The organism is Klebsiella sp. CN_Kp091, assembly GCF_040065095.1.
Taxonomy (GTDB): domain Bacteria; phylum Pseudomonadota; class Gammaproteobacteria; order Enterobacterales; family Enterobacteriaceae; genus Klebsiella; species Klebsiella aerogenes.
The window spans coordinates 1000177-1016108 of sequence record NZ_JBEAIO010000049.1 but is presented as its reverse complement, the minus strand read 5'-3'; the positions used below and the strand labels follow the sequence as shown (position 1 = coordinate 1016108).

Genomic DNA, 15932 nt, shown 5'->3' with positions numbered 1-15932 from the left:
GATGAGCAGATGATGGATATCGAGCAAATTATTGCCAGTATGACGCCGGAACTGTACCAACGTTTAGCCACCGCGGTGGAGTTAGGAAAATGGCCGGACGGCGTTGCGCTGACCCCGGAACAAAAAGAAAACAGCATGCAGCTGGTGATGTTGTGGCAGGCGCGCAACAACACGGATGCGCAGCACATGACCATCGACACCAACGGTCAGATGGTGATGAAGAGTAAACAGCAATTGAAAGAGGATTTCGGTATCGTGCCGAAGCCGATTGCAACGTTCAAACCGCAGTAACCTGCCGTACTGAGCGCCCGGTCTAGCCGGGCGGCTCTTCATGTCACCCCGGTTGCGCAGGGCTTCCGGGGCTCATGCTTTATTGCGTCTTAATGCCTAACGACTCGGCCAACTGGCGGGCAAGCTGGTTTTTATCATCAGCGCCATACTCCCAGAACATACCGCCTGCTAACCCTTTGCTCTTGATGTAATCGGCTTTGATCGCCACCGAACGAGGGTTCTCGTAGGACAGGGCGAACAGCGCTTTGCCATCGGCAGAATTTACCGATAACCACGGCACCTTCGCTTCGTCATCCCAGTGCTCAGTAAAGCGTTTCTGCGGATCGTTGAGCAGTTTGGCAACAATATCGTTGTATTTCACATAGGTATCTTTGCTCAGGTCATAACCCAGCGATTTAAACAACTCGATTTGCTGCGCCCCGAAGTAAGGTTGGGTAGCCGGGTTTTTCTGCGCGTCTGGCTTACTCCAGTCAATCCCTGGCTCGACGGCACGTTTCGGGACCCGGCCATAGAAACCAATCCCGAGATTCAGCTGACTTGGTTTCAGACCCGCTGCCAGATAGTTATTCACCACAAAATCGGCGCTGTATTTATCCGCTGCGGCTACGGTCGGCCAGTGGCGGGAGTCATAGAGATTTGAGTTAAAATATTGCGTGCCGTAGGCCATGTCGTAGGTCATCAGATTGATGTAATCCAGCTGCGGGGCGACCGCTTTCACGTCGACCCAGCTTTTTGGACTTTCAACATTAGCGCCCACGGCGATGGTCACCAGTTTCTTTGTGCCGACGGCGGCACGCAGTTCTTTAAGCAACGCGGTAAAGTTATCGCGATCCGCCGGCTGGCTGGCCACCAATCCCCAGGCGCCGTTAACCGGAAACTCCCAGTCAAGGTCGATGCCATCAAGGCCATACTGGTTAATGACCTGCTGGACCGAACGGATAAACACCGCCCGGCTTTCCGGCGTGGCCGCCGCGCCGGAAAATCCACGCGCGCCCCAGCCGCCGACGGAGAGCAGGACTTTTAGATCCGGGTTTTGCTGACGTAGCGCCGGCAGTTTTTGTAAATCCGCCTGTACTTTCGGCGACAGCCAGATTTGATGGAGATGGTCAGGATCTTTCAGCGCGTCGTTGGTCTCGTCTTTTTCATCGTTGTAGATAAGGCCGAACGAGTAATTAAGGTGGGTTATTTGTCGGACATCAAGCTTGTCGATATCGCCGCCGGGGCCTGCGGTGACGTCGCCGCCGCCGTTAAAGTAGCCGACCGACATGTAAGATTGCGCGGAAACGACAGAGGCGCAGAGTAGGGGGAATGCTGCCAGCAAGGGCAAAAGTTTCATCGGAGTTCCTCTTTGACAATAATAAATAAACACACGCCACGGAAATGGCGTGGCGAAAAAACAGCCTGCCCACAGTATCAGCCCTTATCCGGGGAAACTGCGAGACAGCTCAATTTATCGAGGTCAACGAGGCGGTAAATACCGCCCGGCGTGAGGTGCGCCCGGCGTGAGGTGCGTCGGGCGTGAGGTCAGGGCTGAGTTTCCAGCCAGTCATCGAGGGTGTAGAGCGTGGCTCCGGCGGCGGCCATTTCCATAAAGGCAACGGCGCTGTCCTGCGGCTGCAGGTTGACGCCGCGACAGCCGTCGGTGATAACGTTAACGGTGTAGCCCAAATCCAGCGCATCGAGCACGGTAAATTTAACGCAGTAATCCGTCGCGAGGCCGAGAATGTTCAGCTCCGTCACGCCGTGCGCGCGTAGCCAGCCATCCAGTTCGGTTTTCTGCCGGTGACCGTTGTCGAAAAACGCGCTGTAGCTGTCGATTGCCGGGTTTTGCCCTTTATGAAACACGGCGTTGATGGCCTGCTGTTTCAGTAACGGGTGCAGCGCGGCGCCATCGCTATGCTGCACGCAGTGATCCGGCCAGAAAGTCTGCGGCAGGCCATCGAGCTCTCCCTGGGCATAGGGCTCGGCCTGATGCTGACTGGCAAAGCTACCATGGTTGGCCGGATGCCAGTCCTGGCTTGCGATGATGGCGTCGCCGCGCGCCAGACTCCAGTCGATCAGCTGATTTGCGATATCAATGGTGCTGTCGCCTTCGGGGACGGCGAGTGCGCCGCCGGCGCAGAAATCATTTTGCAGGTCGACCAATAGCAGTGCGCGGTGGCTCATGGCTTGCTCCTTACTCATCGGGGGTCAATTCGCCGCGCAGGTTTTGCTGCATGGCGTTTCGAATGGCCGCACCATCAAGGTTCTGACTGAGCAGATAGTGTAGCTTGGTCAGCGTCGCTTCCACGGTCATATCAAAACCGCTAATGACTCCGGCCTGCGCCAGCGCGTTGCCCGTGGCATAGCCACCCATATTCACCTTACCCGACATGCATTGCGTCAGGTTCACCACCACAATGCCGCGCTGGCTGGCTTCCGCCAGGACCTGAATAAACTCGCCGTTCTGCGGCGCATTGCCTACGCCATAGGAGCGCAGGATCAGCGCTTTCACCGGCTGACGCAGGAAATTACGCACCACATCGGCAGAAATCCCAGGATAGATAGTAACCACGCCGATAGGCTGCGGCGTAATCGGGTGGACGATCAGCTCGCCATTTCCGTGCGGCGCCGGCGGGGTACCGAGACGGCGGATATGGATGCCGGCTTCCAGCAGCGGCGCCAGGTTTGGCGAAGCAAAGGCATCAAAACCGTCTGCGTGGGCCTTGGTCGTGCGGTTACCGCGATACAGACGATTATTGAAGAACAGCGAAACTTCGTTGATGGGATAGTTGGCGGCGACGTACAGCGCATTGAGCAAGTTGATTTGCCCATCGGAACGCAGCTCGGCTAGCGGGATTTGTGACCCTGTCACAATGACCGGCTTACCTAAGTTCTCCAGCATGAACGACAGCGCCGAAGCGGTGAAGGCCATGGTATCGGTGCCGTGCAGGATAACAAAACCATCGTACTGGTCGTAGTGGTCGCGAATGTCGTCAGCGATATGCTGCCAGTCTTCCGGCGTCATATCAGACGAGTCCATTAACGGCGCATATTCATGAATAGTGAAGTCCGGCATCTCCGGGCGGTGGAACTCGGGCATTAGCGCCAGCTGGCGCTGCAGGTGGCCGGAAACGGGGATATAACCGTGATCGGAGCGCTGCATACCGATGGTCCCACCGGTGTAGGCAACGTAAATCGATTTCTTTTGCATAGCATCGCTTAGGTTGGACGTGAACAGGCGCAGTATAAAGTGGCAGGCAAAAAAATAAAGCGCTAACCCTGGGAGTTGCAGAGAAGCGCTTGAATTTAATGTCGTTGAAACGCTGCCCCACGGTGGGGGCAGACGGGGTATTAACGAATATTGGCGCAGGTCAGACAGAAGGCATAGCGGTTCTGCGGATCGTTAAATGCCGCCAGTTTATCGCTTTCCGTTTTCACAACGTCCGCTGCAGCCGCAACCGGCGCAGGCAGATATGCCTGAATCGCGGCCGGCAGAGCAGCGCGCACCGAACCGGTCAGACTATCCATCACCATCGCGAAGAACGTTGGTTCTTCCTGATACCAGGTGATATGCCATTGTTTCAGTTTCGCCAGCTCCGCGGCTTTCGCCACCGCGTCGTCGAAATCGCCAAGGCTATCTACCAGGCCGTTGGCTTTGGCGTCTTCACCGGTCCAGACGTGGCCTTGTGCGATTTGGTCAATCTTCTCCGGCGTGCTCTTACGCGCGTTGGCGACCAGAGTGATAAAGCGCTTATAGCCGTTCTCGATGCTCATCTGGATCAGCTGCTGAACTTCCGGCGGCAACGATTTGGTGGTCGAGACATCGGCCAGCGGCGAGGTGGCGACGCCATCGGTATGGACGCCAATTGAACCGAGCGTATTTTCCACCGTGTTAATCACGCCGAAGATACCGATGGAGCCGGTGAGGGTGCTCGGGTTCGCCACGATGTAATCCGCCGGGGTGGAGATCCAGTAACCGCCGGATGCCGCCATGCCGCCCATTGAGACGACCACCGGTTTACCCGCCGCTTTCGCCGCCGCCAGTTCTTCGCGAATCACTTCCGAGGCGCTGACGCTGCCGCCAGGGCTGTTGACGCGCAGAACGATCGCTTTCACTTTCGGATCCAGACGCGCGTCGCGGATTTGCGCCGCGGTGGTGTCGCCGCCGACGTTACCCGGCGTTTCTTCACCATCCATGATGGCGCCGTTCGCAAAGATAACCGCTACCGCTGAACCCTGTTCAGCAGGCGCTTTGACGTTGTAATCGTAGTAGCTAATGGCGCGATAGTTGTTATCCGCTTTGCTCCAGCCAAATTGCTTAGTCAGCGCTTTTTCCACTTCCGTCGAAGTGGCCAGCTCGTCGACCAGCTTGTTATCCAGCGCGTATTTCGCGGTATCACCATCGACTTTACGCAGACTGTCGATCACGCCTTGCGCGCCGGGGAACAGCTGCTGAGCGGTGATCTGGCGGTTAGCGGCAATGGTGTTGAGATAGTTCTGCCACAGTTCGCCAATCCAACGGCTGTCCGCTTCACGCGCCGCCGGGGACATGTCGTCGCGAATGAACGGCTCGACGGCGGATTTGTAGGTACCGACGCGGAAAACATGGGTCGAGACTTTCAATTTATCCAGCAGCGACTTGTAGTACAGGCCGTTGGTGGCAAAGCCGTGCAGGTCGACTTCACCCTGCGGCGAGAGCCAAATTTTATTGGCGAAGCTCGCCAGGTAGTATTGCCCCTGGGTGTAGCTGCTGCCGACGGCATATACCGGTTTACCGCTGTCGCGGAACTCGCGTAGCGCTTTACCGATGTACTGCATTGAGGGCTGATCGCCGCCGACGAAGTTTTTCAGATCCAGTACGATACCGGTGATATTACGGTCGTCTTTCGCCTGGCGAATCGTCTGTACGATATCGAACAGCGAGTTCTCCTGCAGACGATCGGAACTGGCGCCGAACAGCTGGCGGCCGATGACTCCCAGTTTGCTGCTGGCGGAAGGTTTATCAACGACCACGCCGGTGATGTTCATCAGCAGCGCGCCACGCGCGGTATGTTCCGCGGTACTGCTGCTAAACTGCGCCCAGATGCCGACGCAAATCAGCACCAGTGCCAGGAACACCAGGTTCAGCGCGAATTGGCGAATGAAATTGAGTATTCGCCATGTCCATTTAAAAAATCCGGCAAGAAATCGCCAAAGGGTTCGCATGTATTCTCCCTAATATTTTGATGATGGGTCAGCCGCAGGGGCTGCCGCGTCTGGCTATCCTAAAGAGAGTGCCGACGCTTGTCAGCAGGAATCACCCATCGGGCTGTAACAAAATCCATGCGCATGTTAATTTTATGCAAAATGACATCACAGGAGTTACACAGATGGATGCTCTCGAACTACTGGTAAATCGCCGCAGCGCGTCGCGCCTGACCGACCCGGCTCCGGCTGGTGAACAGCTGGAAAATATCCTTCACGCGGGGATGCGCGCGCCGGATCACGGCACGTTACAGCCGTGGCGGTTCTTTATTATTGCCGATGATGGCCGCGAACGCTTTAGCCAACTGCTGGAAAAAGGGGCGATGGCCGCCGGGCAGGATGAAAAAGCCATTGAAAAAGCACGTAATGCGCCGTTCCGCGCACCGCTGATTATCGCGGTGGTCGCACGCTGCGAAGAACATCCGAAGGTACCGCTGTGGGAACAGGAAATGTCCGCAGGATGTGCGGTGATGGCGATGCAAATGGCCGCAGTGGCGCAGGGCTATAACGGTATCTGGCGTAGCGGCGCGTTAACCGAGAGCCCGGTTGTCCGCGAAGGCTTTGGCTGCCGCGAGCAGGACAAAATTGTCGGTTTCCTCTATCTCGGCACGCCGCAGTTAAAAGCATCAACCACGTTTGCGCGTCCGGATACCGCGCCGTTCGTCACGCGCTTCTGAGTCAGTGCTTGTTACGCCGGATGGCGCTGCTGCTTACCGGGGCTACAGCGCTGTGCGATTTAGTAGCCCGGAGAAGGCGCAGCGCGCCGCCTCCGGGTAAAAACCTTAAAAAAGTTGCAAACCGATAACAGTATCCACGGTCCGTGCGGCCTGCCTTTAATTTATTCATCACGCTGGCTGAAACTACTGGTGCTGGTTATCTCAAAATCCCCGGTGGCGCTGGCGCTTACCGGGGCTACAGCGCTGTGCGATTTAGTAGCCCGGAGAAGGCGCGTTAAGCGCCGCCTCCGGGAGTTCAAGGGCGATGACGTTACTTCTGCGTTTTGGCGAATTCATCTTTGGCTTTCTGCAACTGCTGCTGGAAGGCCGGGTTGGTGTGCAGGGTCGCCACTACCGCCGAGCCGACAATACGCGCCGCATCGACGTCGCTCTGCCAATGATAGCCGCAGATAACCCGGCTTTCGCCCAGCTCATAGCCGCGCTTAAGAATTTCGTTTTGCCGCTGCGGATTGATCTCCGCCAGTACCAGCGCGGTTGCCCAACCGATAGAGGTGTGGCCGGAAGGGTAAGAGCCATTTTTCGACAGCTTGTCCTGCTCGGTGGTGTTACAGGTTGAAACGCCGTAGAACGCAAACGGGCGAATGCGCATATATTTCTCTTTCGCGCTGCGGGTGGCCAGATCGCCGGCATCCTCAATCATATTTGTCAGCAGCTTATGTAACTGCGGCGCGTCTTTTTCGGTGATGGGCGAACCAAAGGCGCTGGAGAAGGCATTCGCCACGCCGCCGGCGCTCAGGTTGGCATCTTCAGCCGCCAGTTTACCGCGTTCAGTATTACGCAGCAGCCGTCCCTTCTCATACATCGCCTGATCGTTCAAAAATGCAATGCTGCCGACTTCCGGCGGCGGCGGCAACAGCGCCAGACTATCGATGGCCTGGGCATTTTTCAGATAATAGAGATCGGGTTTAGTGGTTGCATCGTTGCCGGCAGGGACCAGTGCGAAAGCGTTAACGGAAAACAGGCTGGCGAGGCAGAGGGCGAGAACGCGCTTTTTCATCTACATTTCCTTACGGTGTTATATGTCCAGAACAATGGTTTTGTTTTTAGTCACATTTTTGTCATCTGTAAGTAAAAGTTAAAATCACATTGAAAAAATTGTTCGGTATCGCAAAAACGCATATTTGTCTGCTTAATGAGCAACCACTCGCGATTTCGGACTGTCGCACTTATCACCTTGCCGTTTGGGCGCTACCATAGCGGGATTGCAATGACAGGAGATGTCCATGAGCGAGCAAGCTATTCGTTTAACGCAATACAGCCACGGAGCCGGTTGCGGTTGTAAAATTTCCCCTAAGGTGCTGGAAACCATTCTGCATAGCGAGCAGGCGAAGTTTGTCGACCCGAACCTGCTTGTCGGCAACGAAACCAGCGACGATGCGGCGGTCTACGATCTGGGTAACGGGACGTCGATCATCAGCACCACCGATTTTTTCATGCCGATCGTCGATAATCCTTTTGATTTTGGCCGTATCGCGGCGACTAACGCCATCAGCGACATTTTCGCCATGGGCGGCAAACCGATTATGGCGATTGCGATACTTGGCTGGCCAATCAACACGCTGGCGCCGGAGATTGCTCGCGAAGTGGTTGAAGGCGGGCGTTTTGCCTGCCAGCAGGCCGGGATTGCGCTGGCGGGCGGTCACTCTATCGATGCGCCGGAACCGATTTTCGGGCTCGCGGTGACCGGCGTGGTACCAACCGAACGTATCAAGAAAAACAGCACCGCGCAGGCGGGCTGCAAGCTGTATCTGACCAAACCTCTGGGTATTGGCGTGCTGACTACCGCCGAGAAGAAATCGCTGCTGAAGCCGGAACATCAGGGGCTGGCGACGGAGACCATGTGTCAGATGAACCTTGCCGGCGCCGCATTTGCCAATATCGAAGGGGTAAAAGCGATGACGGACGTCACCGGTTTCGGCCTGCTGGGGCATCTCAGCGAAGTCTGCCGCGGCGCGGGCGTTCAGGCGCAGCTAAACTACGCCGATATTCCTAAACTCCCGGGCGTTGAAGCCTATATCGCCGCCGGAGCGGTGCCGGGCGGCACCGGACGCAACTTTGCCAGCTACGGCCACTTGATGGGCGAGATGCCGGCGGCATGGCGCGATCTGCTGTGCGATCCGCAAACTTCCGGCGGCCTGCTGCTGGCGGTAACGCCGGAAGCTGAAGCCGAAGTCCAGGCCGCTGCTGCGGAATTTGGCATCAAGCTTGCCGCCATTGGCGAGCTGGTAACCGCCCGCGGCGGGCGTCCAATGATCGAGATCCGTTGATTAGATGCGGTTGTTTATTGCAGAAAAACCGAGCCTTGGTCGCGCTATCGCCGATGTGTTGCCTAAACCGCATCGTAAAGGCGATGGCTTTATTGAGTGCGGCAACGGGCAGGTGGTCACCTGGTGTATCGGCCACCTGCTGGAGCAGGCGCAGCCGGATGTTTATGACGGCCGCTATGCGCGCTGGAACCTGCTTGACCTCCCTATCGTACCGGAAAAGTGGCAACTGCAACCAAAACCGTCGGTCACGAAACAGCTGAACGTCATCAAGCGCCTGCTTGGCGAGGCGCAGGAAGTGGTTCACGCGGGAGACCCGGATAGAGAAGGGCAACTGCTGGTCGATGAAGTGTTGGACTACCTGCAGCTGGCGCCGGAAAAGCGCCAGCAGGTGCAGCGTTGCCTGATTAACGACCTGAACCCACAGGCGGTTGAACGGGCAATTAACCGCCTGCGCGCGAACAGCGAATTTGTCCCGCTGTGCGTATCGGCGCTGGCCCGCGCTCGCGCCGACTGGCTGTACGGCATCAACATGACCCGCGCCTACACCATTCTCGGGCGTAATGCCGGCTATCAGGGGGTGTTGTCGGTTGGCCGCGTACAGACGCCGGTATTGGGGTTGGTGGTACGTCGCGATGAAGAGATAGAGAACTTCGTCGCCAAAGATTTCTTTGACGTCAAAGCGCATATTGTCACGCCAAAAGATGAGCGGTTTATCGCCACCTGGGTGCCAAGCGAAGCCTGCGAACCCTATCAGGATGAAGAGGGGCGTTTACTGCATCGTCCGCTGGCCGAGCATGTGGTTAAACGTATCGAAGGCCAGCCGGCAATCGTGACCGGCTATAACGATAAGCGCGATTCCGAACCGGCGCCGCTACCGTTTTCGCTGTCAGCATTACAGATCGAAGCGGCCAAACGCTTCGGCTTCAGCGCGCAGAACGTGCTGGATATCTGCCAGAAACTGTATGAGACCCACAAACTGATTACCTATCCGCGTTCGGATAGCCGCTACCTGCCGGAAGAACATTTTGCCGGCCGCCATGCAGTACTGAATGCGATTAGCGTCCATGCGCCGGATCTGCTACCGCAGCCGGTGATGGATCCGGAGATCCGCAACCGCTGTTGGGATGATAAAAAGGTCGATGCGCACCACGCGATTATCCCAACCGCGCGCAGCAGTCAGGTCAAACTCAACGATAACGAAGAGAAAGTCTATAACCTGATTGCCCGGCAATATCTGATGCAGTTCTGCCCGGATGCGGTATTCCGCAAGTGCCAGATTGACCTTGATATTGCTAACGGCAAATTTGTCGCCAAGGCGCGCTTCCTCGCCGAAGCGGGCTGGCGCGCGCTGCTTGGTAATAAAGAGCGTGACGAAGAGAACGATGGTACGCCGCTGCCGGTGGTCGCCAAAGGCGATGAGCTATTGTGCGAAAAAGGTGAAGTGGTGGAGCGACAGACCCAGCCGCCGCGCCACTTTACCGACGCCACGCTACTGTCGGCGATGACCGGTATTGCCCGCTTTGTGCAGGATAAAGAACTGAAAAAGATCCTCCGCGCGACCGACGGTCTGGGGACGGAAGCGACCCGCGCCGGGATTATAGAGCTGCTGTTTAAGCGCGGTTTCCTGAATAAAAAGGGGCGCTATATCCACTCATCGGACGCTGGTCGGGCGCTAATCCATTCCCTGCCGGAAATGGCCGCGCGCCCGGATATGACCGCCCATTGGGAATCGGTATTGACGCAAATCAGCGAAAAACAATGCCGCTATCAGGACTTTATGCAGCCGCTGGTGGGGACGCTGTTCCAGCTTATCGATCAGGCGCGGAGCACGCCGGTGCGCCAGTTCCGCGGGCTGGCCGCGCCAGGCGGAGCGAAAAAGTCGTTTAGTAAAGGGAAGGGCAAGCCGAAAGGGAAAAAGCCGGCGGCGGATATCGCGCCGGAAAATCCGCAATAATTTCTCCGCCCCTCGCCACTGAGGGGCTTAGCTAAAACGCACTTCTGCCTGAGGGCGCTTAACCCGGCTGAGGGTTTTCCCGCATATCATTTCCGCCTTCTTGCTCTAAACTAGGGGCATTGATGTTAAAGAAGGGATAATGATGGTAAACGATCCAATGGACAGTATCCTCAAAATCAGGTCAGTCAGCACCATGGCTGAACTGCAACGACACGTCAGAAATGTGATGTCTGCTTTTGGCTATGACCGGATCGTACTATTTTCTATTTCCCCACTACGTACTCCCTATATTGAACGCATTTACTGGATTGAAGGGCACTGGTTTGACGATGAGGTAGATGAACAAACCTACCTGCAGCGCTGTCCGGTCAACCAGCATTTTATCCATGCCTCCCGGCCATTTTTGTGGCGAAAAACCGGTAGTGACACGGCCAGCGGTGAGTATCAAATTGTCGACGTTCCCCTGAAAGGCGCGCTTCATGGCATGCAGATCCCCATTTTTGGCCACACGGGTATCGAAGGTGCGCTGAGCCTTGGCGGCATGGCCATCGACGCATCACCGCGAGCCGAAATGCTGCTGATGTTACTGGGCATAGAGGCATTTCATTGCGCGCGAAGATTGTTGAGCTCTGCTGAGAAAGGTAATGCAACCGTACTGACCCGGAGAGAAATCGAAGTACTTACTCTGGTAGCCAAAGGGCTTAGGCAGGGAGACATTGCCGCCGTGCTGGGGATCTCTGAACGTACGGTGGAGAATCATTTGCGCCATGCGCGCGGTCGCTTGAGGGTAGTGACCACGGCGCAGGCCGTCCAGGTGGCGATGCTGAACGGTGAAATATCGCCGCCTCACAGTGAATAATCGCTATATCCGCAGATGAAAAGGAAAAAATGATGAGCGAACAAATCAGTAAACAACCGCAGGTGGACCATGCTGAAGAGAATGCTTTTTTTCCTTCGGCCTATTCTCTCAGCCAATTTACCAGCGCGGTGTCTGACCTTAGCGGCGCTGATTATACGCGGCGTTATAATGGACGGCGTAAAGTGCTGGTTATCGCCGCCGATGAACGTTATCTGCCCACCGATAACGGCACGCTCTTTTCGACCGGTAATCATCCGGTGGAGACGCTATTGCCGATGTACCATCTGCATGCCGCAGGTTTCGATTTTGATATTGCAACGCTCTCCGGGCAAATGGTCAAGTTTGAATACTGGGCGATGCCGCGAGAAGACCAAAAGATTATGCCGTTCTTCGAGCGTTATCTGCCGCAGTTCCGCCAGCCGCTGGCGCTTTCTGACGTCTTAGCGCAGCTGGATGCTGATAGCGATTATGCGGCGGTATTTATTCCCGGCGGCCACGGTGCGCTTATCGGCCTGCCGGAGAGTGAAGACGTCGCCGAAACGCTGCGCTGGGCGCTACGACACGATCGGTTTGTGATTTCGCTCTGTCACGGCCCGGCGGCGTTCCTCGCGTTACGCCGTGGGGAGAATCCGTTAAACGGTTATGCCATTTGCGCGTTTCCAGATGCCGCCGATAAACAAACGCCGGATATCGGCTATATGCCCGGTCACCTGACCTGGTATTTTGGTGAAGCGTTGAAAGCAATGGGGCTTGAGATCGTAAATAGCGATATCAAAGGTCGTGTGCATCAGGACCGTAAAGTGCTAACCGGGGACAGTCCATTTGCGGCGAATGCGCTCGGTCAACTGGCGGCAAAAGCGTTGCTCGACGAATATGCAAAGTAACAGCAATCTGATGATGAGGGGGAGCAGTGAAGTATATCTCAATTAGTCAACCGGGCGGCCCGGAGGTTCTTCAGATTGGTGAAGGCGACATCCCTTCGGTGGGTGATAACGACGTCCTGATCCAGGTTAAAGCGGCTGGCGTCAATCGGCCGGATATCTTACAGCGACAGGGCGTTTATCCGATGCCGGAAGGGGTAACGCCGATACCCGGACTGGAAGTCGCTGGGGTGGTCGCGGCGGTAGGATCGCAGGTGACGGATTTTCATCCCGGCGATAAGGTTTGCGCCCTGACCAACGGAGGCGGCTATGCGGAGTATTGCGCGGTACCGGCGGGGCAAACGTTGCCAATACCGCCTGGGCTGAGTTTTAGCGAAGCGGCGGCGATACCTGAAACTTTCTTCACCGTGTGGGCGAACCTGTTTCAGATGGGCCGGGCGCAACCTCATGAAAGCGTCCTGATTCACGGCGGGGCCAGCGGCATCGGGACGACGGCGATCCTGTTGTGTCATGAGTTAGGTATGAAAGTCTATACCACCGTCGGGCAGGAAGAAAAAGTGGCGGCGCTGCGTCCTTATGCCACGGCCATCAATTATAAAACCGATGATTTCGCAGAGAAAATCACTCAGCTGACCGATGGTAAAGGCGTCGACGTTATTCTCGATATCGTGGGTGGACCCTATTTTAATCGTAACCTGGAACTGCTGAAGCGAGACGGGCGGCTGGTGATTATCGGCTTTATGGGCGGGCGAATCGCCCATGATGTTGATATTCAAACCTTGATGCTCAAGCGCGCGACCGTGACCGGTTCAACGATGCGCGGCAGAAGTGCGGAAGAAAAAAGGCAGATCGCTCAGGCGCTGAAGGACCACGTCTGGCCGCTGCTGTCGCAGGGTAAATGTAAGCCGTTGATTTACGCCAGCTATCCGATGGCTGAAATCGCGCAGGCGCATGCCTGCCTCGATAGCGGTAATCATCTGGGGAAAGTGGTGATTACCATGGAGTAGCGTTGATATCCCCGACGCCGGGCGTCGGGGATAAAGGCACAGATTAAATCACACCCTGCGCCAGCATGGCGTCAGCGACCTTGACGAAGCCGGCGATATTGGCGCCGCGAACGTAGTTGGTCTGTTTCTCTTCACCGCCGTACTCGACGCAGGCGTGGTGAATATCCAACATAATGTGGTGCAGACGCGCATCCACTTTCTCCGCTTTCCAGCCCATACGCGCGGCGTTTTGCGCCATTTCAAGGCCGGATGTGGCGACGCCGCCAGCGTTGGCTGCTTTGCCCGGCGCGAACAGCACGCCAGCGTCGAGGAACAGATCGGTGGCGGCAATGGTGGTGGGCATGTTGGCGCCTTCGGCAACCGCTTTAACGCCATTGGCGATCAGCATTTGCGCGGCATCGACGTCCAGTTCGTTCTGGGTCGCGCACGGCAGCGCGATATCTACCGGCACTGACCACGGCTGCTGGCCTTCGAGGTAGGTCAGACCGAATTCGCGCGCGTAATCGGCGACGCGGCCGTGGCTACGCTCTTTAATATCGATCAGGCGGGCCAGTTTCTCTTTGGTGAAGCCGGCTTCATCTACCACCGTACCGTTGGAATCGGAGGCGGTAATGACGCGCGCGCCGAATTCCATGGCTTTCTCAATGGCGAACTGCGCCACGTTGCCGGAGCCGGAGACCGCGACGCGCATCCCTTCGAAGCCAAGACCGTGGCGCTTGAGCATCGCTTCTGTAAAGTAAACCAGACCGTAACCGGTGGCCTCGGGGCGGATGAGACTGCCGCCGAAGGAGAGACCTTTGCCGGTGAAGACGCAGGCGCTATTGTTGGAAAGCTTGCGCATCATGCCGGCCATAAAACCGACTTCGCGGCCGCCAACGCCGATATCGCCCGCCGGCACGTCGGTGTCCGGGCCGAGATGACGATATAGTTCGGTCATCAAAGCCTGGCAGAAGCGCATCACTTCGCCGTCGCTTTTACCTTTCGGGTCGAAATCGCTGCCGCCTTTACCGCCGCCCATCGGCAGCGTGGTAAGGGCGTTTTTGAAGGTCTGTTCGAAGCCCAGGAACTTAAGGATCGACAGGTTGACCGACGGGTGGAAGCGCATGCCGCCTTTGTACGGGCCAATCGCGGAGTTGAACTGCACGCGCCAGGCGCGGTTAACCTGAACCTGATTGCGATCGTCAACCCAGACGACGCGGAACTGGATGACGCGCTCCGGTTCGACCAGGCGTTCCAGCAAATTGAGCTGACGATAGCGCGGATTCTGTTCAAGGAACGGCCACAGAGTGGTCATCACTTCGCGGACGGCTTGAGCGAATTCAGTTTGATGCGGGTCGCGCTGTTGAACGCGGGCGAGAAAACTTTCCAGAGTACACGCCTGATCCATAGATGTAATTTCCCCTTACGGTTGTGGTTGCTTGTTATTTTTTATACCCGGCCTTGAAAATGCCGTTTTTCCGACTATAACACCGGAAATCGTTAGGCTGACAAGGAAAAATTGAGCGCGGAGAAAAATTTATAATTCGACAAGGGTCATAACTAAAAACGATGACCCAGGTCGGAGAGGAGGAAGAGAAACTAACCTGCCTGTTGAGCGATAAAGGCATTCAGCAAAGGAATATCCGCTGGCGCCAGATCAAATGCTAATGCTTGCGCCGGGGTACACCAACGCAGTTCGCTATGGTAACGGGCGACGGGTTCACCGCGAAATTCGGCGACCCACCAGGCATGCAGGTGGATCAAACGCCCGGAGACTTCCCGCTGATGGCTGGCGATATAGCGGGTTGGCCTCGCAACAATTGCCAGTTCCTCTTCCAGTTCGCGGGCTAACGCCTGCGGCTGGCTTTCGCCATGTTCGACTTTGCCGCCGGCGAACTCCCACAGCCCCGGTTGATCGGCGTGCGGCGGGCGCTGCGCCAGGAGAATTTTGCCGTCACGTTCAATAATGGCGGCGACGACATCAATCGTTTTTTGCATAGTTATCCTGAATCATTCAAATACCGGGCTTGCGCATAATGGCGTATTATCTCCGTCTTTCCCCTGTACCGACAACCTTTTAGCCTGATGGAGCGTCACCGTGCTTGATAGCCGCCTGCATCCCCGATTGAAGCCCGTACTGAATGCTATCGCCCGCGTGCTCGACCGTCCGGGGATCTCCCCTGACGGCCTGACGCTTTTCGGTTTTGCTATCGGCGTGCTGGCGCTGCCGTTTCTGGCGCTCGGCTGGTACGGCGCCGCGCTGGCGGCTATTGTGCTGAACCGGTTACTGGATGGTCTGGATGGCGCGCTGGCGCGGCGGCGTGGTCTCAGCGACGCCGGCGGGTTCTTGGATATTTCGCTCGATTTTTTGTTTTACGCGCTGGTGCCGTTCGGTTTTATTGTTGCCGACCCGGCGCAAAATGCGCTGGCGGGCGGCTGGCTGCTGTTTGCGTTTATCGGCACCGGCAGCAGCTTCCTGGCATTTGCGACCCTTGCGGCAAAGCATCAAATTGCCAATCCGGGCTATGCGCATAAATCATTTTATTATCTAGGCGGGTTGACTGAAGGAACGGAGACAATCCTGCTATTTGTGCTGTGTTGCCTGTTTCCGGCGCACTTCACCTGGCTGGCGTGGTGTTTCGGCGCGTTATGCTGGCTGACGACCTTCACCCGTATCTGGAGCGGCTACCTGACGTTGAGGGAGGCGCAAAGCCAGAGCCTCCCTCAGTAG

The 15932-nt window shown here is 56.6% G+C and carries 15 protein-coding genes; 8 read left to right on the top strand and 7 right to left on the bottom strand.

Annotated elements, in window-relative coordinates; translation table 11 throughout:
- Window positions 1–12: 12 nt before the first annotated feature.
- Complete coding sequence (locus ABLV17_RS25460; protein WP_015366149.1) at window positions 13–291, top strand: YeaC family protein; 279 nt, start codon at window positions 13–15, stop codon at window positions 289–291.
- Window positions 292–370: 79 nt separating this feature from the next.
- Here ABLV17_RS25460 and ABLV17_RS25455 read toward each other — a convergent pair whose 3' ends face one another.
- The 4 genes from ABLV17_RS25455 to sppA form a co-directional block, all read right to left on the bottom strand.
- On the bottom strand, window positions 371–1627 hold the full coding sequence (locus ABLV17_RS25455; RefSeq protein WP_308959101.1) for a glycoside hydrolase family 18 protein: 1257 nt from the start codon (window positions 1625–1627) through the stop codon (window positions 371–373).
- A 188-nt stretch (window positions 1628–1815) separates the two neighbouring features.
- On the bottom strand, window positions 1816–2457 hold the full coding sequence (gene pncA, locus ABLV17_RS25450) for a bifunctional nicotinamidase/pyrazinamidase (RefSeq protein ID WP_047036894.1): 642 nt from the start codon (window positions 2455–2457) through the stop codon (window positions 1816–1818).
- Window positions 2458–2467: 10 nt separating this feature from the next.
- Window positions 2468–3484 carry an asparaginase gene (gene ansA, locus ABLV17_RS25445; RefSeq protein ID WP_045393280.1) on the bottom strand — a complete coding sequence of 339 codons (1017 nt, stop codon included), beginning with the start codon at window positions 3482–3484 and terminating at the stop codon, window positions 2468–2470.
- 140 nt (window positions 3485–3624) lie between these two features.
- On the bottom strand, window positions 3625–5478 hold the full coding sequence (gene sppA / locus ABLV17_RS25440) for a signal peptide peptidase SppA (RefSeq protein WP_308959102.1): 1854 nt from the start codon (window positions 5476–5478) through the stop codon (window positions 3625–3627).
- 164 nt (window positions 5479–5642) lie between these two features.
- Between sppA and ABLV17_RS25435 the strand changes: the two genes are divergently transcribed.
- Window positions 5643–6194: an NAD(P)H nitroreductase gene (locus ABLV17_RS25435; protein WP_072383763.1), complete on the top strand. Its 552-nt coding sequence runs from the start codon at window positions 5643–5645 to the stop codon at window positions 6192–6194.
- 310 nt (window positions 6195–6504) lie between these two features.
- On the opposite strand, the gene phoC is transcribed toward ABLV17_RS25435, so the two are convergent.
- Window positions 6505–7251, bottom strand: a complete 747-nt coding sequence (phoC, locus tag ABLV17_RS25430; protein ID WP_015705781.1) for an acid phosphatase PhoC — start codon at window positions 7249–7251, stop codon at window positions 6505–6507.
- A gap of 226 nt (window positions 7252–7477) precedes the next feature.
- On the opposite strand from phoC, the gene selD reads away from it, so the two are divergent.
- From selD to ABLV17_RS25405, 5 genes are all read left to right on the top strand, one after another.
- Complete coding sequence (selD, locus tag ABLV17_RS25425) at window positions 7478–8521, top strand: selenide, water dikinase SelD (protein ID WP_032708315.1); 1044 nt, start codon at window positions 7478–7480, stop codon at window positions 8519–8521.
- A gap of 4 nt (window positions 8522–8525) precedes the next feature.
- On the top strand, window positions 8526–10475 hold the full coding sequence (locus tag ABLV17_RS25420) for a DNA topoisomerase III (RefSeq protein WP_087859328.1): 1950 nt from the start codon (window positions 8526–8528) through the stop codon (window positions 10473–10475).
- A gap of 139 nt (window positions 10476–10614) precedes the next feature.
- Window positions 10615–11334: a PA1136 family autoinducer-binding transcriptional regulator gene (locus tag ABLV17_RS25415; protein ID WP_348854775.1), complete on the top strand. Its 720-nt coding sequence runs from the start codon at window positions 10615–10617 to the stop codon at window positions 11332–11334.
- A gap of 32 nt (window positions 11335–11366) precedes the next feature.
- Window positions 11367–12218 (top strand): glyoxalase III HchA, encoded by an 852-nt coding sequence (hchA, locus tag ABLV17_RS25410; RefSeq protein ID WP_087859329.1) that lies wholly within the window; start codon window positions 11367–11369, stop codon window positions 12216–12218.
- Between the two features lie 26 nt (window positions 12219–12244).
- On the top strand, window positions 12245–13222 hold the full coding sequence (locus ABLV17_RS25405; protein WP_045393270.1) for an NAD(P)H-quinone oxidoreductase: 978 nt from the start codon (window positions 12245–12247) through the stop codon (window positions 13220–13222).
- Between the two features lie 43 nt (window positions 13223–13265).
- Here the strand turns inward: ABLV17_RS25405 and gdhA are convergent, their stop codons facing one another.
- Window positions 13266–14609, bottom strand: a complete 1344-nt coding sequence (gdhA, locus tag ABLV17_RS25400; protein ID WP_015705776.1) for an NADP-specific glutamate dehydrogenase — start codon at window positions 14607–14609, stop codon at window positions 13266–13268.
- Window positions 14610–14800: 191 nt separating this feature from the next.
- On the bottom strand, window positions 14801–15199 hold the full coding sequence (locus ABLV17_RS25395; RefSeq protein ID WP_087859332.1) for a pyrimidine (deoxy)nucleoside triphosphate diphosphatase: 399 nt from the start codon (window positions 15197–15199) through the stop codon (window positions 14801–14803).
- A 100-nt stretch (window positions 15200–15299) separates the two neighbouring features.
- Between ABLV17_RS25395 and ABLV17_RS25390 the strand changes: the two genes are divergently transcribed.
- A complete protein-coding gene (locus tag ABLV17_RS25390) occupies window positions 15300–15932 on the top strand; it encodes a CDP-alcohol phosphatidyltransferase family protein (protein WP_348854774.1) in 633 nt (210 codons plus the stop codon).